Below are 19,737 nucleotides of genomic sequence, written 5' to 3'. Positions count from 1 at the left end.
GAACAGACAATGGCCATTCAGATCGGCGATAAACTGCCAGCAGCAAGCTTCAAAACCAAAACTGCTGACGGCGTTAAAGACGTCACCACAGATGACGTTTTTCAGGGTAAGAAAGTCGTTCTCTTTGCAGTACCGGGCGCTTTCACCCCGACCTGCACACTGAACCATCTGCCGGGCTATCTGGCGAATTACGACGCGCTGATCGCTAAAGGCGTGGACACTGTTGCCGTTGTTTCCGTCAATGACGTGCATGTCATGGGCGCATGGGCAAAGGCCACTGAAGGCGAAGGCAAGATCGTCTATCTTTCCGACGGTATCGGCGCATTCACCAAAGCTGCCGGTCTTGATATCGACCTGTCCGGCGGCGGTCTTGGCGTGCGCTCCAAGCGCTATTCAGCGCTGATCGAAGATGGCGTTGTAAAGAGCCTCGACATTGAAGAAAATCCGGGCGTTGCCACAGTTTCTTCCGCAGAAGCGATGCTCGAAAAGCTCTGATTTCTTTAGACTGAACAAGAAAAAGCCCGCTTTGAAGCGGGCTTTTTTTATGGTTGCGCTACAGATCAGCACCTCTGCACACAAATTATAAAGCATAAAAATATCAGCGCTTTTTATATGGTGCCATACCTTCACGGGCGAGTTCATCGGCACGCTCATTCTCAGGATGCCCCGCATGGCCCTTAACCCAGTGCCATGTCACCTTGTGATTTTTGCGCGCAGCATCCAGCTCCTGCCAAAGCTCGGCATTTTTAACCGGAGCCTTGGCCGCTGTTTTCCAGCCATTGCGTTTCCAGCCTTCGATCCATTTGGAAATGCCGTCGCGCACATAAACTGAGTCCGTATAGAGATCGACCTGACACGGTTCTTTCAGCGCCTGCAATGCGGAAATTGCAGCCATCAGCTCCATCCGGTTATTGGTCGTATCCGGCTCACCACCATTCAGCTCTCTGCGGTGTCCGTTATATTCCAGTATAGCCCCCCATCCCCCGGGACCCGGATTTCCTGAACAGGCACCATCCGTATAGGCTGTAATCGTCTTCAAGCGGTTTTCTCACATTTATTTATAAGGCAGTTCACGACTATTCAGCACAGTAACCTGTTATTGCTTACTGGCCATATTCGCTGGCTGAGCGCACTTCGCGATGAAAACGCATGCGCCGCAAATATTCCATCGGGTCTTTTTTGGTCACAAAACTGTCCGCAGGCACATTGATCCAGTCATAAAGCCGCGTCAGCATAAAGCGCAAGGCAGCGCCGCGGCACAGCGCAGGTAAGGCCTCACGCTCTGCGGAGTTCAGCGGGCGCACAGAATTATAACCGCGCAGCAAAGCTGTGCCTTTAGTCAGATTATAGGAAAAATCACGCTCGAAGCACCATGCATTGAGGCAGATTGCCAGATCATAGGCCAGCATATCCGTGCAGGCGAAATAAAAGTCGATAATGCCTGACAGGTTCGGACCGATGAAAAACACATTATCCGGAAACAGATCGGCATGGATCACACCGCGCGGCAGATCAGACGGCCAGTTCTGCTCCAGATAAGCCAGATCCGCTTCTGTCTGTACACGCAAGCCGGCCTCAACGGCATCAGCATCTGCCATGCATTTTTCCCAAAGCGGGCGCCAGTCCTTAAGTGTCAGACTGTTTTCGCGTTCCATCGCAAAACTCTGACCGGCGAGATGCATCTGCGCCATGGCTACACCCAGAGCATAGCAATGTTCCGCGGCAGGTTTGCGCAACCACATGCCTTCAAGGAAGGTGACAATTGCCGACGGACGGCCAGCCAATTCACCAATCGCCTCACCGTTTTTTTGCACCACCGGCTGCGGGCACTCAATACCGTTGACCGCCAGATGCTGCATCAGCTTTATGAAGAACGGCAGATCATCACGATCCACGCGTTTTTCATAAAGGGTCAGAATGAATGTGCCTTCAGTCGTGCGCAGCAGGAAATTGGAGTTCTCAACACCTTCAGCAATGCCTTTGAAAGACAGCAAAGTACCTATGTTGTAATTTTCCAGATAGGCTGCCAGTTCAATTTCATTAATATCCGTATAGACAGCCATGCTGGTCTCCCCCTGCCGTCACCTGCGAAAATCGCGGCAGATTATTCTTTATTTCAGTGATTGCCGTTCACAAACGCCATGTCCTGAGCCGTCAGTTCCACATCGCGGATCTGACGATTTACGAGGAAATTCTCGGTTTCAACGGTGGTGATCGCCAGATCAATTGTGACATCAAAACGCTGCGAAAACGCATCGATGATCTCATCAACGATAATTTCCGGTGCGGATGCTCCTGCCGAAATCCCCAGCACAGACAGCTCGCCCAGATTATCCCAGTCGATCTCTTCCGCACGCTGCACAAGCAGAGAATGGCGGGCACCGGAGCGCTCGGCCACTTCCACCAGACGTTTGGAGTTTGAAGAATTCGGCGCACCTACAATCAGAAACAGATCACAGCCGGGAGCCGCTTCTTTCACCGCTTCCTGACGATTGGTTGTAGCATAGCAGATGGATTCAGCGGCAGGCGCTGTCAGCTGCGGAAACCGTTCCTGAAGCTTGGCAATAATACCCGCAGTATCGTCTACCGACAGCGTTGTTTGCGTTACAAAGCCGAGGTTTTCAGGATCTTCCGGCTGGTAAGCCTCGGCATCTGCTACAGTCTCGATCAAAGAAACCGTACCTTCCGGCAGTTGCCCCATTGTGCCGATCACTTCCGGATGACCGGAATGGCCGATCAGAATAACATGCCGGCCAAGACGCTGATGGCGCATCGCCTGTTTATGAACTTTGGAAACCAGCGGACAGGTTGCATCCAGATAGAACAGGTTTTTCGCATCCGCATCTTCCGGCACTGATTTTGGCACACCATGAGCGGAAAATACCACCGGCTGATCGCGGTGTTCCATCGGAATTTCGTCCAGCTCTTCCACGAAGATCGCACCGCGCGCCTGCAGGCCTTCAACCACATAACGGTTGTGAACAATCTCATGACGCACATAGACCGGAGCGCCGTATTTCTTCAGCGCCAGCACAACGATCTGAATAGCGCGATCAACACCGGCGCAAAATCCACGTGGACCGCACAGGCGGATGGTCAGCTTAGGCTTATCGGTCATTGAACTCTGATTATCCTGTCTTCAAAGCAACATTGCGACCATAGATCATCAATGCGCTGTAAAACATATCCAGCTTTAGCAATTGGGCTTCGCATCGCGCAATGTCAACAGCTATTGCGCATCCGGACTACGGCGCTGACGGAAAATATAGATAAAGGTCACAACCAGCAAAACGGCAGCCAGCCCGAACCATGTGCCCGCATATTGCAGATGATTATTCGGTTGCTCGAGAATGGTTATCCCGCCCTGCGGCAAGCCACCGGCATTGGCTGTGGCATCCGCATCCACAAAGAACCCGACAAAATCATGATCCTGAGCAAGGCCGCTATTTTCCATCATCGCGCCCCAGTCTTTCCAGTAATAAAGTTTTTTGGCCGGTTCATTGTCCGGCAGATAGGAAGACGGCTTGGCAATCAGCGGATCACGGGCAAGCCCCGTAACAGTCACTTCACCCGCGATCTGTCCTTGCGGACGTGTCGCCGGATTTTGCTTTTCATAAGGCACAAAACCACGATTAACCAGAACAGCCCGCCCGTCATTCAGGATCAGCGGCGTATAAACCGCATAGCCGGATGCGCCTTTAAACGTGGTGAAAAAATACTGTTCGCGCTCATGCTGAAATGTGCCGCGCAAAGTCACCGGCATGTAATCAACAACACCGGTTTTGGCAAATTCAGCCTCAATGTCACTCAGCGGCTTAGGTGCGGAATGCACCCTTTCTTCAATCTGCGCAATCAGCTGTTCTTTCCAGAACAAACGCTGTGTCTGCCAGATACCAAGCCCCAGCAGAACGGCAAAAGCAATGCTGCTGCAGAGCAGTAAAATCCATGGAAAGGACTTCTGTGTCTTACCGGTGGCAGTCATTCGCGTCCCCGCCTGTCGAGCTGCCCCGATGCCGCTTTATGCTTATATTGCAGTGTAATGAGAATACCTTTCATCCAGCGCGTCAGCACCAGCCCGATGAGAATTGCCAGCGGTATCCAGATGATAAAATGCAGCCAGAGCGGCAGCTGATAAGACACCTCAGCCCAGAGCGCCAATGCCGTAACAAGAAAACCGTCAAGCAGAAGCACAAAAACAACAGGCCCGTCACCGGAATCTGCAAAACCATAATCCAGTTCGCAGACCTCGCAGCGCTTTGCCAGTTTCAGATAACCATTAAACAAAGCGCCCTGTCCGCAGCGCGGGCAACATCCTTTGATACCGGCTTTGATTGGCTCTACCGGCGGATAAAGACTATCTTCATTATGCATTATTCCACCTCCGCTGCGGTCTAGAGCAGTTTACGTCCAGATTGGATCATAGCGCTCGCTCTAGATTCTTTATTTTGTCGCATTATCACTGCCGTCAAGTTGATCCAACTTGACTGTGAAATGCTCTAGTTGCGCCGCATAAAACCAGAGCAAAATTTTAAAATGTTGGAGCCATCTTTATGTGCCAGGTCCGGCACAGGCCGCTCTAAGAAACAAAAAGCGCCGCAGCCCTCAAAAACCGCGACGCTTTCCTTATCCCATCAGGCTCAGAACTCCGGCAAAATACCGTTATTCCTGATGCCGGTTAATGCACGGCAATCGGTGCGCCCCATGAACCCCAGACATAAATGCTGAAGAACAGGAACAGCCAGACCACGTCCACGAAATGCCAATACCATGCAGCGGCTTCCAGACCAAAATGGTTCTTCGGCGTGAAATCACCGCGAATAGAGCGGATCAGACAAACGGCCAGAAAGATCGTACCAACAATAACGTGGAAACCATGGAAACCGGTCGCCATGAAGAATGTTGCACCATAAACGGAATCTTTGAAGGCAAATGGCGCATGAATATATTCATAAGCCTGCACGAAAGAGAACAGCACACCGAGAACAACAGTCAGCGCCAGCCCCCAGACAAGGCCTTTGCGGTCATTATGCAGCAGCGCATGATGCGCCCATGTCAGCGTGGTGCCGGAGAGCAGCAGAATAACGGTATTATAAAGCGGCAGGTGCAGAGGATCGAGAACTTCCATGCCTTTCGGAGGCCACTGACCGCCGGTGAATTCTGCACGCATCACCTGATGCACTTCATTCGGGAACAGGCTGGCATCAAAGAACGCCCAGAACCATGCCACGAAGAACATGACTTCGGAGGCAATGAACATAATCATGCCATAGCGCAGATGGATGGAAACCACGCGGGTATGGTGGCCTTCCTTGCCCTCACGGATCGTATCCGACCACCAGCCATACATGCAATACAGGATGATGGCGATGCCGATAAAGAACAGCCATGGCGTTACAAAATTGATACCAAACAGATGCAGCTCGCCTGCATTGAGGTAGCGCATATAAGCGATACCGCCAATGGCCAGAACAAATGCACCAACCGAGCTCAGAAACGGCCACGGACTAGGATCTATAATATGATAGTCGTGGTTCTTCTGATGAGTGTCTGCCATGTCATTCCCCCTTAAGGTTTATGCCCCAAGGCTCCTCTGTTTATCTTTCCGGTGCTGCATCCGGATATCCCCCGATAAGCACCCTGTTCTTTATTTTATGCCGCAGACGCAGTCTGTTTTTGCGCCCCGAACATAGCCCCTCTTGACCATATTCTTGATGCAGTTCGCTTTTTTGCGCACCGCAACATGATGTCGCGGCATCTCTATCCTTGCGGCTTCACCACCGGCTTAATTTCAGCATTTTTCTGCAAAACAGCAGGCGCTGCGGCTGAGTTCACCGGCTCCTTGTCCAGCGGGAAAAATGTATAAGACAAGGTGATCGTCTTCAGCCCTTTAAGGTCTTTTTCTTTCACAATATCCGGATCGACAAAGAACATGACCGGCATTTCCATTGTCTCGCCAGCGGCAAGGGTCGTGTCTGTAAAGCAGAAACACTGAACCTTGTTGAAATAAGAACCTGTGAGATCCGGCGACACATTGAATGTCGCACGTCCGGAAGCCGGACGGTCGGAGATATTCTTCGCTTCGTAATTAACGATAGTCGTTTCACCGATACGCACAGTCACTTCGCGCTGAACCGGCTTGAAGTCCCATGGCAGCCCGCCGGACACATTGGCATCAAAGCGTACATTGACCGTCTGATCGAGGATTGTATCGGACATCTGCTCAACGCGCTGCGTTGTGCCGCCATAGCCGGTAACCTGACAAAACATCTGATAAAGCGGGACAGCCGCATAGGCCATGCCGATCATGGCAACGAAGAAACTGGCACAGGACAGAGCAACAATACGATTGGAACGCTGATGACGTACAGCCTGTGCAGCAGTGTCTTCTGCTGCAGGCGCCTGCATTGTTTCTGTATTTTCCGGTTTCTGTATCATTGCCTATGCCGCCTCCCTGCGACTTAAAACGCTGACAGTTCCGATTACATCGGGCGAACCAGCACACCTGGTCCGAGTTTAACCCATGTGCCGATATAAACGATCAGAACAAAAGCCGTTAAGGCCAGTGCCAGAGCCACAGAGCGGCTGCGCTGGGCTTTCTTCTGTTTCTCTGTCTGCGTTATCAGTTCGAGTTCAGTTTTTGCTTCTTTATCCGCCATCATTATCCCCCTATTACCGGCAGTATTTTCGCCACCAGCGCCTCAACAAGCAAGATGCTGAACAAAGCGGACAGATAAACCAGCGAAAATTTAAACAGCGCACGGGCAGCGCGCATTTGTGTTTCATGTTCCGGCGCCATCCAGAGCTGCACTGCGCGCCATACGAAGATTGCGCCAAGCAAAGCAGAAAGCACACCATAGACATGGCCGCCGAAGCCGAGGAACCATGGCAGAACACCAACCGGCGCCACGATCAGCGAATAGACTACGATCTGCAAACGTGTGGATTTTTCACCCCGCACATTCGGCATCATCGGAATTTTTGCCGCTTCATAATCACCGGATGTGAACAGGGACAGTGCCCAGAAATGCGGCGGCGTCCACAAAAAGATAATCAGAAACAGAACAACACTTTCAACCGAAACTGTGCCCGTTACCGAAGCCCAGCCGATCATCGGAGGAAATGCACCGGCGGCACCGCCAATCACAATATTCTGCGGTGTCGAGCGTTTCAGCCACATTGTATAAACGACGCTGTAGAAGAAAATTGTAAAGGCCAGCAAAGCTGCAGCAAGCCAGTTGACGAGCAGGCCAAGCGTCATCACGGAAAAGACAGACAGTGTAATACCATAGGCAAGCACTGTTTCTTCACGGATCAGGCCGGCAGGGATCGGCCGGTTTTTGGTACGCTTCATAATGCGGTCAATATCCGCATCATACCACATATTCAGCGCGCCTGAGGCACCGCCGCCGATCGCAATACAAAGAATAGCAATCGCAGCCATAACCGGATTCATATGACCGGGAGCCACGATCAGACCAACAAAACCGGTAAATACAACCAGCGACATGACACGCGGTTTCAGCAGCGCGATATAATCAGCCGCGCTCGCTTCAGACAGCTGCATCGGCTGTCCGGCTTCACCTGTCATATTATTTTTCTCAACCAGAGACATTATCTGTATCTGTCCTTATTCAAAAATTCCGGCAAAACCGGATACCGGATCTCAAATCCGGCAATTCCTTAAAACGAATGTCGCACTCTGAGCAGCTATTTGCGGGGAGACTGCTGCTCCCGCAACGCCGCATTTTCTTGCGCGACTGTTGCAGCACCTGCGGTGCATAAAGCGCTAATAGCGCCTCTATACACCCAAACACCGCACGGTACACCCGTCATAATTTAGGAAATTCATAAATAGCCTAAAAGTGAACGGCTCTATGAATTGCATAAATCATGCTATCCGGCATTTTCGTTTGTATCGGGCGGCGGCATCACTGACGCCGCCCGAACAATATTACTTCACATGCGGGAGCTGTTCCCACTGGTGGTAAGGCGGCGGCGAAGACAGCTGCCATTCCAGTGTTGTTGCACCCTCACCCCATGGATTTGCACTTGTGGCACGCTTTTTCGCAAAAGCCTCAAATACACCATAGAGGAAAACCAGCACCGCAAAGCCGGAAATATACGAGCCGTAGGACGACACCATGTTCCAGCCTGTATAGGCATCAGGATAGTCGATATAGCGGCGTGGCATGCCGGCAAGACCGAGGAAATGCTGCGGGAAGAACACCAGATTCACACCGATAAATGTGAGCCAGAAGTGAATTTTGCCGATGGTTTCATTGTACATGTAGCCGAACATTTTCGGGAACCAGTAATACCAGCCCGCAAAAATCGCGAATACGGCACCCAGCGACAATACGTAATGGAAATGCGCGACAACATAATATGTGTCATGCAGCGCACGGTCGAGACCGGCATTGGCCAGCTGTACACCGGTCATACCACCAACGGTGAACATGAAGATGAAGCCGATTGACCAGATCATCGGTGTGCGGAAGTCAATCGAACCGCCCCACATTGTGGCAATCCACGAGAAGATCTTGATACCGGTCGGCACCGCAATCACCATGGTCGCGAACACAAAATAACGCTGCGTATCGAGTGACAGACCCACCGTATACATATGGTGCGCCCAGACCACAAAGCCGACAACACCGATTGCAACCATCGCATAGGCCATGCCGAGATAACCGAAAATCGGCTTCTTCGAGAAGGTCGAAATCACGTGACTGACAATACCGAAGCCCGGCAGGATCAGAATATACACTTCAGGATGACCGAAGAACCAGAACAGATGCTGATACAGGATCGGGTCACCGCCACCTTCAGGCGCGAAGAATGCTGTCGCAAAGTTACGGTCTGTCAGCAGCATTGTGATCGCACCGGCCAGAACCGGCAGCGACAACAGAAGCAGGAAGGCTGTAACCAGAACAGACCATGCGAAAAGCGGCATTTTATGCAGGGTCATGCCCGGCGCACGCATATTCAGAATGGTTGTGATGAAGTTGATCGCACCGAGAATGGACGACGCACCGGAAATGTGGATCGACAGAATTGCGAAATCCACCGCAGGTCCAGGCTGCCCCGAAGTCGACAGCGGCGGATACAGCGTCCAGCCGCCACCTGCGCCCCAACCACCGGCAGGCCCCGGCACGAAGAAGGAAATCAGCAGCAGCAGCAATGCCGGAGGCAGCAGCCAGAATGAAATATTGTTCATGCGCGGGAACGCCATATCAGGCGCACCGATCATCAACGGAACCATCCAGTTGGCGAAACCACCGATCAGCGCAGGCATGACCATGAAGAAGATCATAATCAGCGCATGCATGGAGGTAAACACGTTGAACATATGCTTACCGGCATCCAGTGCCGCATCGCCTTCAACGCCATAGACCATAGAAGCCAGACCATGGAAAATCTGGATACCAGGCTCCTGCAATTCCGCACGCATAGCGATGGACAATGCCCCGCCGATGATACCGGAAATAATCGCAAAGATCAGATAGAGTGTACCGATATCTTTGTGATTGGTCGAATACACCCAGCGTACCCAGCCGCGCGGCTTGTGGTCGTCATGGTGTGCATCCGCCCCTGCGTGAGGGGCTCCCTTTCGGGTATCGTGAGCTGTTGTACCAGCCATAAGATTGCTCCCGTTCTGAACGAATACCAAATGCCCTTTAGGGAACCAAAACAGGTATTCTAAAATATTGAACTACCACATGAATTCCGTCTTAAATCATATTTGATTTTTAAGCAGCCATGCGGTTCGTGACCTGTAAAAACCCAAGAGCCTGACGAAAACTCCGTTCACGTCAGGCTTATAATCAGTTTCCGGCAACAGTCACGGTCTTGTTGTCATTTTCAATTTCGGCCATCAGCGTTTTATTCGCACCGGAAATATCCGTACGGGCAGCAGCAAGCCATGCATCATAACGCTCCTGTGAGACAACGCGCACAGCAATCGGCATATAAGCATGATCTTTACCGCATAGTTCAGAACACTGGCCGTAATAGAGCCCTTCACGGGCGGCCTTGAACCATGTTTCGTTATTACGTCCCGGAACACCATCCATCTTGACGCCGAAAGCAGGCATTGCCCATGAGTGGATCACATCGGCAGCTGTCACCAGCAAGCGAACAGTCGTATCCACAGGAACCACAACTTCATTATCAACGGCCAGAAGACGCGGATAAGCGGCCAGATCCTGTTTACCGGCGCTCGCACGGTCTTCGTCTTTCAGCAGAAGCGCATCAAAAGAAAGCGGCTCTTCTGTCTGATATTCATAGCCCCAGTACCACTGATAACCTGTTGCTTTAACAGTCAGTTTTGGCTCATCCGGAGAATATTGCGCAGTCAGAAGCTGGAAGGATGGAATGGCCAGAAACAGCAGAATAATGACCGGACCCAGTGTCCAGATCACTTCAATCGTTGTGTTATGGCTGGTTTTGGAAGCAACCGGATTTGCGCCTTTACGGAAGCGCAGGATGCACCACAAGAGCAGCAGCATCACCAGACCGGTTACCGGAATAATGAACATCAGCGAATAACGCTCGAACCAATGTATCTGATCCGCAATTTTTGTTGCGGAATCCTGCCAGCTCAGCTGCCAGTCAACCGGCTTGTCAGCCAGTGCGCCCGCTGCAGACGCCAAAAGACCCGACACTGCGCCGAATGCAACCGCGCTGCCGGTCAAAATATGTTTTTTCATCGCAGAATCCTTACCTGCAACGACTTTATTTGTGGCAATAACCCTATCCACCAGCATCTTCTCCCGATTATAGCCTTGCCGGTTAATCGCGGACATAGCTCTTCCCCAGCCAATGTCCCGTTCCCCCACCGTACTGACAACACATTATAGCACCAAGCAAGGAAGGCGAAGATTTTCCCGTGCGGCATTTTTGCGCGTAATACAACTCAAAAACACGGGCCTTTTCCGGTTCATCCCGCAGGTAACCGGATATAAAAATATTCAAATCAATCTATAAAAACACATAAAATCAAAGAGTTAAAAATAGAGAGCGGTATAACGCGACCTTTTACAGATTTTGTCTGTCCGGAAAAATCTCAAGGTTTTCCTGATTATCTCAACCGCGCCAAAACAGCCCAAATCCACAGATCATGCCTTATTCCGGCCTCAGAACGGAGAATCAATTCACAGCCCGGACTTATTTGCATTGATCTGGATCAAGTAAAATACAGTTAAAACAATGCACCGCGCATCCTGCACAAAGCTGCTGCAATATTCTGAAAAGCACAGCAGATTTCAAACGCTGCACACTCTTTCAGATCAGCCTGCAATTCACGGTGCTAAAACGGAGGGAAGATGCTGAAAACTGTGCATGGCATAGCGATAATTTCGGCAATGCGGATTTAGAATGGTGTTCACAATCTGATTTATACTAAAACTTTACCTTATCCGGTTCAAATTCCGCCATTATCCATGTACACAGAATGAAAAGCATGGCTTTCTGATTTGCCGGTTTCCGGAAATGACGCAAAGCCCTCTCTTAAATACGCTTTCAAAGGGTAGTTACGGCTCACGCCGCATTTACCGATGTAATGTTTACCGAGCCGCCAAAGGTATCATAAATATGCACCATTTCTCTTCTGTCAGCCGTAAAGTTGCCGCTGCTCTGCTCGGTGCAGGCCTTATGGCTGTATCCGCCTCTGCTGCTTTTGCTCAGACTGCACCGCAGCCAACCGCTTCCGGTGCATCGCAGAAAAACGGCACTTTGCGCTCTCAGCATGGCGCATGGTCCATTCTTTGCGACAAGCCTGCCGGTGCCAAGACCGAACAATGTGCGCTGATCCAGAATGTGATCGCTGCTGACCGTCCTGAACTCGGCCTCTCGGTCGTTGTTCTGAAAACTGCCGACAATAAAGCGCGTATCCTGCGTGTGCTTGCACCACTCGGCGTTTTGCTGCCAAACGGCCTCGGCCTCAATGTGGACGGCAAAGATATCGGCCGCGCTTATTTCGTGCGCTGTTTTGAAGACGGCTGCTATGCGGAGGTTATCCTTGACGACGCGCTGATCGACACGCTGCGCAAGGGTAAGGCCGCAACCTTCATCGTGTTCCAGACACCGGAAGAAGGCGTGGGTATTCCCGTTGAACTGCAGGGCTTCAGCGACGGCTTCAACAAGCTGCCATAAGCTCTTCAACCTGATTAAAACGCCGCCGCTCATATTTTGACGGCGGCGTTTTTATTTTATCCCGCTGTCCGGCTTGTCCCACGGCAGCAAACTCGCCATATACAAAGAACAATCACCCGTCTGATACAGGCCACAGCCGCTGTTCCGGAGTAAATCTATGAGTTCCACCACGTCCCGAAGCCTGATTGATGAATTCGATGTCAGCCGTGACAAGGTTGAAAAACTGGTTGCGCAATCGCTCCACGGCAGTGAAGACGGTGAACTTTATCTGGAATATGCGGAATCTGAATCTCTGGTCTTTGATGATGGCCGTCTGAAAAACGGCTCTTTCAATCAGGGACAGGGTTTTGGTCTGCGTTGTGTCTCCGGTGAGACGGTCGGCTATGCCCATTCCGGCGAACTGACCCATAGCGCCCTGCTTCGTGCATCCGATGCAGCATCAGCGATTTCCCGCGGATCGTCAGGCACTTACAGTGCAGCTCCGGCTGGTACAAACCGCCATCTCTATACGGATGTGAACCCGCTAGGCTCTCCGACTTTCAATGAAAAAGTCGTTCTGCTTCAGCAGATTGACGGCTATTTGCGCGCCAAAGACAGTAAAGTGCGTCAGGTCAGTGTCAGCATCGGCGGTTCATGGCAGCAGGTAGAAATCTTGCGTGCGGACGGAAATTTCGTCCGTGACATCCGTCCGATGGTACGCCTGTCGATTTCCGTTATGGCCGGTCAGGGCGACCGTCAGGAATCCGGCTCCTATTCCATGGGTGGCCGTCGCCTGTTTGAAGATTTTATCGCTACAGGCTCATGGCAGCACGCAGCGGATGAAGCCCTGCGTCAGGCTCTGGTTAATCTCGAAGCGATCCCCGCCCCTGCCGGTACTTTCGACATCGTCTTGTCCAATGGTTGGCCGGGTGTAATGCTGCATGAGGCGGTAGGCCATGGTCTTGAAGGCGACTTCAACCGCAAACAACTCTCAGCCTTCGCAGGCCTCATGGGACAACAGGTTGCCGCCAAAGGCGTGACCGTGGTTGATGATGGCACCATCGCTGACCGTCGCGGCTCGCTGACCATTGATGACGAAGGCACGCCGACCAACAGCACTGTGCTGATTGATGACGGCAAGCTCGTCAATTACATGCAGGATCGCCAGAATGCCCGTCTGATGGGGATGAAACCAACCGGCAATGGCCGTCGTGAATCCTATGCCCATGCACCAATGCCACGCATGACCAATACGATGATGCTCTCCGGTGATAAAACACCGGAAGAAATTATCGCTTCTGTTAAGAAAGGCATCTATGCGGTGTCTTTCGGCGGTGGTCAGGTAGACATTACCTCCGGTAAATTCGTATTTGGTTGCACCGAAGCCTATATGATTGAAGACGGCAAAGTGGGCGCGCCGGTCAAAGGTGCCATGCTGATCGGCAATGGTCCTGATGCCATGCATCGCGTATCGATGATCGGCAATGACAGCAAGCTCGATAACGGCTCCGGCAATTGCGGTAAAGGCGGCCAATGGGTGCCTGTTGGTGTTGGTCAGCCGCATCTGCGTATGGATCAAATGACAGTCGGCGGAACCGCGGTATAAACATGAAAAATCTGAATGGTTTAACGACTGTTATCACCGGCTCCGGCCGTGGTCTTGGTGCTGCAATGGCGATGATGCTGGCCGATGCCGGTTGCAAAATTGTGCTCTGCGCCCGCAATCAATCTGCACTCTCGACGATTGCTGACCAGATTGAACAGCGCACAGGTCTGCGCCCTGATCAGGTTGTGGTTGATCTGGCAGATAATGCCAGTATCGGCCGTGCCATCGCGCAGATCACAGAAAAATATAACACGATTGATCTGCTGATTAATAATGGTGCAATGTGGCTGGAAGCCAGTGATGAACCGCATAGCGAACAAGAAGTGTTCGGCACCATTAATGCTGCGGTGACCGGCAGTTTTCTGTTCACGCAAGGCCTGTTGCCGCTGCTGAAACGCTCATCCAGACCGGATATTGTGACCATCGGCTCGATCAGCGCATTGCCAAATGCACCGCTGCATAGTGTGGCTGTACCGTTTTATGCTGCGAAACATGCACAGGCAGCGATAGCAACAGGTTTGCAGCAAATGCTGCGCGGCACGCCGGTGCGTTCACTCTGTGTGCACCCGCCCTATCTGGATGATATCTCACCGGCGGATACGGAATGGGATGCCATTCCGGAGCGCGTCAAAGGTGAGCGCGCAACCAATCGCGATGTTTGTGAGGCTGTGATGTTTGCGATCACCCGACCACGCCATATCACTCTGTCTTCGATCACAATTGATACGGATGAAGGCGGGTTGTTCGGCTGAACACCCGCCCTCTCCTGATTATTTTTTCGACAGCAATGCTACGGTTTCCACATGGGATGACCACAAGAACTGATCGACAGGGATAATCTTGTCGATCTTGTAACCGCCCTTCACCAGAATGGCGAGGTCGCGTGCCAGTGTCACCGGATTACAGGAAACAGCAGCGACTTTTGGCACGGATGATTTGGCAATCTGCACCGCCTGCTCTTCAGCACCGGCACGCGGCGGATCGAAAACAATACCCTGATAGGCATTGAGATCCTTATACAGGATCGGGCGGCGGAACAGATCACGCCGCTCATGGGTAACCGGTTTCAGCCCCTGCACATGACGGATACCACGATCCAGTGCTGCCAGTGCCGGCGCATCATTTTCCACCGCATGAACCGCCATGGTTTCAGCCATACGCAGAGCAAAAGTACCGACACCACAGAACAGGTCAGCCGCTTTTTTGACCTTTTTGAAATGGCCGATCACCAGCGCAACCATGGCTTCTTCAGCTTCGATTGTTGCCTGAAGGAAACTGCCGGACGGAATATTCACCGGTACTTTGCCAAAGGTAATCAGCGGCTTCTTTGGCTCCAGAATGATCTCACCGTCAACACTGAGACGGGCAAAACCCAGTTCCATCATCAAAGGCGTGAGAATACGGCGTGCTGCATCATCCGGTGTCGGGCAGCCGCTTGCAGCCAGATCAAGGCCGGATTCCGTATCAGTAACCGTCAGCTTGAACGGCTTGGCACCATCGGCCAGATGAATAGCGACTTTGCGCAGATCATCCAGACGGGAAATAATCGCCGGAACTGTCACCGCACATTCAGAAATATTGATCAGCTCATGGCTCTGGTGACGGTTAAAACCAAGCAGCAAACCGGCTTCGGTTTTGCGGATAGCGAATGTCGCACGGCGGCGGCTCTGCTGCGAACATGGCACCAATGGTGCCAGCTCATATTTCAAACCACGGCCATCAAGGCTCGCTGCAACCAATGAGCGCTTCCATGCCTGATAGGCAGACATTTCCCAATGCTGCAAGGCGCAACCGCCGCAATCTTCGAAATGACGGCAAGATGGTTCCACACGCTGTTCAGATGTTTCCAGCAGGGCCATCAGGCTGGCGCGGTTCTTATCCCGCGCAACATTGGCAACCTCACCCGGCAAGGTAAAAGGCACAAAAACCTGACCATCCGGCAGCTGGGCAACACCATCACCACCGGCACCCATCGCATTGATTGTAACACGCAAACTCATCAAACATCGTCCTTCGCGGCGGCAGCTTTGTTCTTCCTGCCTGCCAAAATATATTCCTGATTGCCGTCACCACCGGTAATCGGTGAGGCACAAAATCCTAAAGCCTGCCAGCCGGATTGCGTATTGAGCCAATCCTGCAAATCCAGCGCAATTTTCTCACCCTGCGACGGGTCTTTGAGAATACCGCCTTTGCCGATAGCCTCGCGTCCTGCCTCGAATTGCGGCTTCACCAGCAACAGACACCAGCCGTCATCCGCGCAAAGATCAAGCGCATTAGGCAGTGCCAGTTTCAACGAAATGAAGCTGACATCCGAGACAACAATCTCAACCTTGCATCCCCGTAAATGACTTGCATCAAGAACACGGGCATTCAGCCCTTCGAGATTGGTAACGCGTTTATCGCCGCGCAAAGTCTCATGTAACTGGTCATGGCCGACATCGACGCAGATCACATGCTCTGCACCGCGCTCGAGCAGCACTTGCGTGAAACCGCCGGTAGAAGCACCGATATCCAGTGCTGTCTTGCCCTCAACCTCAAATCCGAAATGATCGAGCGCGGCAGTCAGTTTCAGCGCCGCACGGGAGACAAAACGGCTGGCCGGATCATCCACTGCCAGCTCAGCTTGTGCCGTCACGTTCTGACCGGCTTTAGTGACCACCTGACCATTCACGCGCACGGTACCACGTGCCACCGCATCGCGGGCACGCGAGCGCGAAGCAAACAGCCCGCGCTCTACCAGCGCCTGATCAAGGCGTATCTTATCTGTATTTTCACTCATGCTGCCTCAATGAAGGAGACAACGCCTGAACACAAGATGTTTTATCCGCGCATGTCTATCAACATAGCAAAGTCTGCAAGCAGATTACGCCCGCAGTCCGCCGCCTGCCTCACCGGTCAGCACATCACGACCGAGCGCTGCAAAGGCCGCTCGCACGATGCCTGCACTATCCAAACCAGCGCGGGCATACATAGCTTCAGGCTTGGCATGATCCATAAATGCGTCCGGCAAAATCAATGTGCGAACCCGCAAACCATGATCCAGCGCACCTTCATTGCTGAGATAATGCAACACATGCGCGCCAAAGCCGCCTGCCGCACCTTCTTCAATCGTGAGCAATACCTGATGCTCTTTAGCAAGACGGCGGATCAGATCATGATCCAGCGGCTTGGCAAAACGCGCATCAGCAACAGTGGTCGAAAGCCCCGCTGCATCCAGTTCATCAGCAGCCGCCAGACATTCCTGCAAGCGCGCGCCGAAACTTAAGATCGCAATTTTGCTGCCTTCGCGGACAATACGGCCTTTACCGATTTCCAGAACAGTACCACGCTCCGGCAGATCAACGCCCACACCATCCCCGCGCGGATAGCGGAAGGAGATCGGCCCGTCTTCATATTCCGCAGCAGTGCGCACCATATGCACCAGTTCCGCTTCATCCGAAGCGGCCATCACCACAAAGCCCGGCAGATTACTCAGGAAAGCAGTGTCGAAACTCCCCGCATGGGTGGCACCATCCGCGCCAACCACACCGGCACGATCAATCGCAAACCGCACCGGCAAATGCTGGATCGCCACATCATGCACCACCTGATCATAAGCGCGTTGCAGGAAGGTGGAGTAAATCGCTGCAAAAGGCTTCAGCCCTTCAGCAGCCAAACCGGCTGCGAAAGTCACTGCATGTTGCTCAGCCATGCCGACATCGAAAGTACGCTTCGGAAAAGCCTGTCCGAAAAGATTAAGCCCCGTGCCGTCCGGCATTGCTGCCGTCACTGCCACAACCTTTTCGTCGTGGCGCGCTTCCTCAATCAGCGCATTGGCGAAAACTTTTGTATAGCTTGGTGCATTTGCAGGCGGTTTTGACTGCTTGCCGGTAATGACATCGAATTTATTAACGCCGTGATATTTGTCGGCAGCGGCTTCCGCAGGGGCATAACCTTTGCCCTTCTGAGTCACCACATGCACCAGCACAGGCCCCTCAACATTATCGCGGATATTTGTCAGAACCGGCAGAAGATGATCGAGATTATGACCATCCACAGGGCCGACATAATACATGCCCAGCTCTTCAAACATTGTGCCGCCAGCCCAGAAACCACGGGCAAATTCTTCTGTCTTACGGGCTTTATCCTGAAAGAATTTTGGCAGCTTCGTGCTGATCTGCTTCGCCATCTCGCGCAGGTTGCGATAAGTCGGCCCCGAGACCAGACGTGCGAGATAGGCGCTCATCGCACCGGTCGGCGGCGCAATCGACATATCATTATCATTGAGAATAACGATCAGACGGGCATCCAGCGCACCGGCATTATTCATCGCCTCATAGGCCATACCGGCAGACATGGAACCGTCACCGATAACCGCAATCACATTGCGCTTCTCACCCTTGAGCTCACTTGCAACCGACATGCCGAGACCTGCGGAAATCGAGGTCGATGCATGGCCGGTGCCGAAATCGTCATATTCGCTTTCAGCACGTTTGGTGAAACCGGACAGGCCGCCCTCCTGACGAATGGTCGGCATACGCTCGCGTCGTCCGGTCAGAATTTTATGCGGATAGGTCTGGTGCCCCACATCCCAGATCAGACGGTCATTCGGCGTATCAAACAGGTAATGCAGCGCCACAGTAAGCTCGACCACACCAAGGCTTGAGCCGAGATGACCACCGGTGCGCGACACTACATCAATCAGATCTGCGCGCAATTCATCCGCCAGTTGCGGCAATTGTGCTGGATCCAGTTTTCGCAAATCTTCCGGCAAATGCACCTGATCCAGCAATGGCGTGTGCAGTTTGTTATCAAAACCGGTCATTGGGAAAACCTTATTATTCTATGGACAGTCAGAACAGGCGGAGATTAACGGCTTTGTTTCCCATCCGCCTGTATTTTGCAATCAGCTATATCAAATATTTATTCAGGCAGCGGGATAAATTCTTCCGCATCGCCCGGTACAATATCAAAGCGGCGGCTGCGCCACTCTTCTTTTGCCTGTTCAATACGTTCTTTTGATGATGAAACGAAATTCCACCAGATATAACGGCGGCTGTCCATCGCCTCGCCACCGAAGACCATGATCTGTGCGCCCTCACCGGCGAAATTTTGCGGCACGGCTTCAATCACAATATCATCACCCTGCCGGAAGGCCAGCAATTGATTATCCGTAAATACTTCTCCGGCAATGCGCACTGCACCGCTCAGGATATAAATCGCCCGCTCTTCCTGAACCGCAGGCAAATGGAATTTGCCACCCGCCTCAATAAACACATCGGCATAGAGTGTCTCGCTATAGGTCGGCACATCGGATTTCAGCCCGTGCATATCGCCGATCATCAGGCGCATGCGGAATTCTTTTTCCGCCAACCACGGCAATTGCTGCACCGTATGATTGCTGAATTCCGGCGCCATATTTTCAGAGCGTTCAGGCAAAGCAACCCATGTCTGCACACCGGAGATAGCCAGCGGCGACCCGCGCATTTCTTCCGGCGTGCGCTCAGAATGCACAATGCCGCGTCCCGCAGTCATCAGATTGACTTCACCGGGATTAATTACCTGCTCGGTACCGAGACTGTCACGATGCCGGATATTACCATCCAGAAGATAAGTAACCGTTGAAAGCCCGATATGCGGATGCGGCGCTACATCCAGCGCCTGCCCGGCCCGTAATAAGGCCGGCCCCATCCGGTCAAAGAAAATGAAAGGCCCCACGAGCCTGCGCTTTGCAGTAGGTAATGCACGGCGCACCTGCAAACCGCCGACTTCACTGGTACGCGGAATAATCAGCGTTTCAATTGCATCAATCGACTGATGATCACCGGGAACCGGATCCTGACCGGGAAAGAAGCTCACAAATCTGTCCTTTCAGAAACAATGAAACGCGTAGTCGAAGCACTGCCAGCTCAAACTGAGCCATTGAAATGCCTGATCTATTGGCTTTCAAACGCATCCGCACCAAAATCTGCAACAGATTTTCGGGATGCACTTTAAACAGCATATCATAAAATAAGAAA

Annotated in this window: 19 protein-coding genes; 4 read left to right on the top strand and 15 right to left on the bottom strand. The window is 52.3% G+C overall.

Annotated elements, in window-relative coordinates; translation table 11 throughout:
* The first annotated feature begins 9 nt into the window (after positions 1–9).
* Positions 10–495: a peroxiredoxin gene (locus BKD14_RS05100; RefSeq protein ID WP_075654487.1), complete on the top strand. Its 486-nt coding sequence runs from the start codon at positions 10–12 to the stop codon at positions 493–495.
* A gap of 103 nt (positions 496–598) precedes the next feature.
* Here the strand turns inward: BKD14_RS05100 and rnhA are convergent, their stop codons facing one another.
* From rnhA to coxB, 11 genes are all read right to left on the bottom strand, one after another.
* On the bottom strand, positions 599–1,039 hold the full coding sequence (gene rnhA / locus BKD14_RS05095) for a ribonuclease HI (RefSeq protein ID WP_075654486.1): 441 nt from the start codon (positions 1,037–1,039) through the stop codon (positions 599–601).
* A 64-nt stretch (positions 1,040–1,103) separates the two neighbouring features.
* Entirely contained in the window at positions 1,104–2,063 is a 960-nt protein-coding gene (locus BKD14_RS05090; protein ID WP_075654485.1) for a homoserine kinase, read from the bottom strand.
* A 53-nt stretch (positions 2,064–2,116) separates the two neighbouring features.
* The gene (ispH, locus tag BKD14_RS05085; protein WP_022711674.1) at positions 2,117–3,118 is read right to left on the bottom strand and encodes a 4-hydroxy-3-methylbut-2-enyl diphosphate reductase; all 1,002 of its coding nucleotides are present in this window, start codon (positions 3,116–3,118) and stop codon (positions 2,117–2,119) included.
* A 111-nt stretch (positions 3,119–3,229) separates the two neighbouring features.
* Positions 3,230–3,982, bottom strand: a complete 753-nt coding sequence (locus BKD14_RS05080; RefSeq protein WP_022711675.1) for an SURF1 family protein — start codon at positions 3,980–3,982, stop codon at positions 3,230–3,232.
* Positions 3,979–4,371 (bottom strand): DUF983 domain-containing protein, encoded by a 393-nt coding sequence (locus BKD14_RS05075; RefSeq protein ID WP_075654484.1) that lies wholly within the window; start codon positions 4,369–4,371, stop codon positions 3,979–3,981. The genes BKD14_RS05080 and BKD14_RS05075 overlap by 4 nt, the downstream gene beginning before the upstream one ends.
* A 304-nt stretch (positions 4,372–4,675) precedes the next feature.
* Positions 4,676–5,554, bottom strand: a complete 879-nt coding sequence (locus BKD14_RS05070; protein WP_022711677.1) for a cytochrome c oxidase subunit 3 — start codon at positions 5,552–5,554, stop codon at positions 4,676–4,678.
* 203 nt (positions 5,555–5,757) lie between these two features.
* Positions 5,758–6,405, bottom strand: a complete 648-nt coding sequence (locus tag BKD14_RS05065) for a cytochrome c oxidase assembly protein (RefSeq protein ID WP_075654799.1) — start codon at positions 6,403–6,405, stop codon at positions 5,758–5,760.
* 74 nt (positions 6,406–6,479) lie between these two features.
* The gene (locus tag BKD14_RS05060) at positions 6,480–6,656 is read right to left on the bottom strand and encodes a hypothetical protein (protein WP_238481772.1); all 177 of its coding nucleotides are present in this window, start codon (positions 6,654–6,656) and stop codon (positions 6,480–6,482) included.
* A 2-nt stretch (positions 6,657–6,658) separates the two neighbouring features.
* A complete protein-coding gene (locus BKD14_RS05055) occupies positions 6,659–7,612 on the bottom strand; it encodes a heme o synthase (RefSeq protein ID WP_075654483.1) in 954 nt (317 codons plus the stop codon).
* Positions 7,613–7,951: 339 nt separating this feature from the next.
* Positions 7,952–9,640 carry a cytochrome c oxidase subunit I gene (gene ctaD / locus BKD14_RS05050; RefSeq protein WP_022711681.1) on the bottom strand — a complete coding sequence of 563 codons (1,689 nt, stop codon included), beginning with the start codon at positions 9,638–9,640 and terminating at the stop codon, positions 7,952–7,954.
* Between the two features lie 184 nt (positions 9,641–9,824).
* Positions 9,825–10,709 carry a cytochrome c oxidase subunit II gene (coxB, locus tag BKD14_RS05045; RefSeq protein ID WP_033316145.1) on the bottom strand — a complete coding sequence of 295 codons (885 nt, stop codon included), beginning with the start codon at positions 10,707–10,709 and terminating at the stop codon, positions 9,825–9,827.
* A gap of 883 nt (positions 10,710–11,592) precedes the next feature.
* Between coxB and BKD14_RS05040 the strand changes: the two genes are divergently transcribed.
* From BKD14_RS05040 to BKD14_RS05030, 3 genes are all read left to right on the top strand, one after another.
* Positions 11,593–12,153, top strand: a complete 561-nt coding sequence (locus tag BKD14_RS05040; RefSeq protein WP_022711683.1) for an invasion associated locus B family protein — start codon at positions 11,593–11,595, stop codon at positions 12,151–12,153.
* Positions 12,154–12,310: 157 nt separating this feature from the next.
* Positions 12,311–13,738 carry a metalloprotease TldD gene (gene tldD, locus BKD14_RS05035; protein ID WP_075654482.1) on the top strand — a complete coding sequence of 476 codons (1,428 nt, stop codon included), beginning with the start codon at positions 12,311–12,313 and terminating at the stop codon, positions 13,736–13,738.
* A 2-nt stretch (positions 13,739–13,740) separates the two neighbouring features.
* The gene (locus tag BKD14_RS05030) at positions 13,741–14,490 is read left to right on the top strand and encodes an SDR family NAD(P)-dependent oxidoreductase (protein WP_075654481.1); all 750 of its coding nucleotides are present in this window, start codon (positions 13,741–13,743) and stop codon (positions 14,488–14,490) included.
* 18 nt (positions 14,491–14,508) lie between these two features.
* Here the strand turns inward: BKD14_RS05030 and BKD14_RS05025 are convergent, their stop codons facing one another.
* From BKD14_RS05025 to BKD14_RS05010, 4 genes are all read right to left on the bottom strand, one after another.
* Positions 14,509–15,738: a class I SAM-dependent RNA methyltransferase gene (locus BKD14_RS05025; protein WP_075654480.1), complete on the bottom strand. Its 1,230-nt coding sequence runs from the start codon at positions 15,736–15,738 to the stop codon at positions 14,509–14,511.
* Complete coding sequence (locus BKD14_RS05020) at positions 15,738–16,517, bottom strand: TlyA family RNA methyltransferase (protein WP_075654479.1); 780 nt, start codon at positions 16,515–16,517, stop codon at positions 15,738–15,740. The genes BKD14_RS05025 and BKD14_RS05020 overlap by 1 nt, the downstream gene beginning before the upstream one ends.
* A gap of 84 nt (positions 16,518–16,601) precedes the next feature.
* Positions 16,602–18,542, bottom strand: coding sequence for a 1-deoxy-D-xylulose-5-phosphate synthase (gene dxs, locus BKD14_RS05015; protein ID WP_075654478.1), 1,941 nt, complete (start codon positions 18,540–18,542; stop codon positions 16,602–16,604).
* Positions 18,543–18,640: 98 nt separating this feature from the next.
* Positions 18,641–19,576 (bottom strand): pirin family protein, encoded by a 936-nt coding sequence (locus BKD14_RS05010; RefSeq protein ID WP_075654477.1) that lies wholly within the window; start codon positions 19,574–19,576, stop codon positions 18,641–18,643.
* Positions 19,577–19,737: the final 161 nt, after the last annotated feature.

The sequence above is a fragment of the Pseudochrobactrum sp. B5 genome (assembly GCF_001939785.1).
Lineage (GTDB): Bacteria > Pseudomonadota > Alphaproteobacteria > Rhizobiales > Rhizobiaceae > Pseudochrobactrum > Pseudochrobactrum saccharolyticum.
This window is presented reverse-complemented; position numbering and strand designations above follow the sequence as displayed.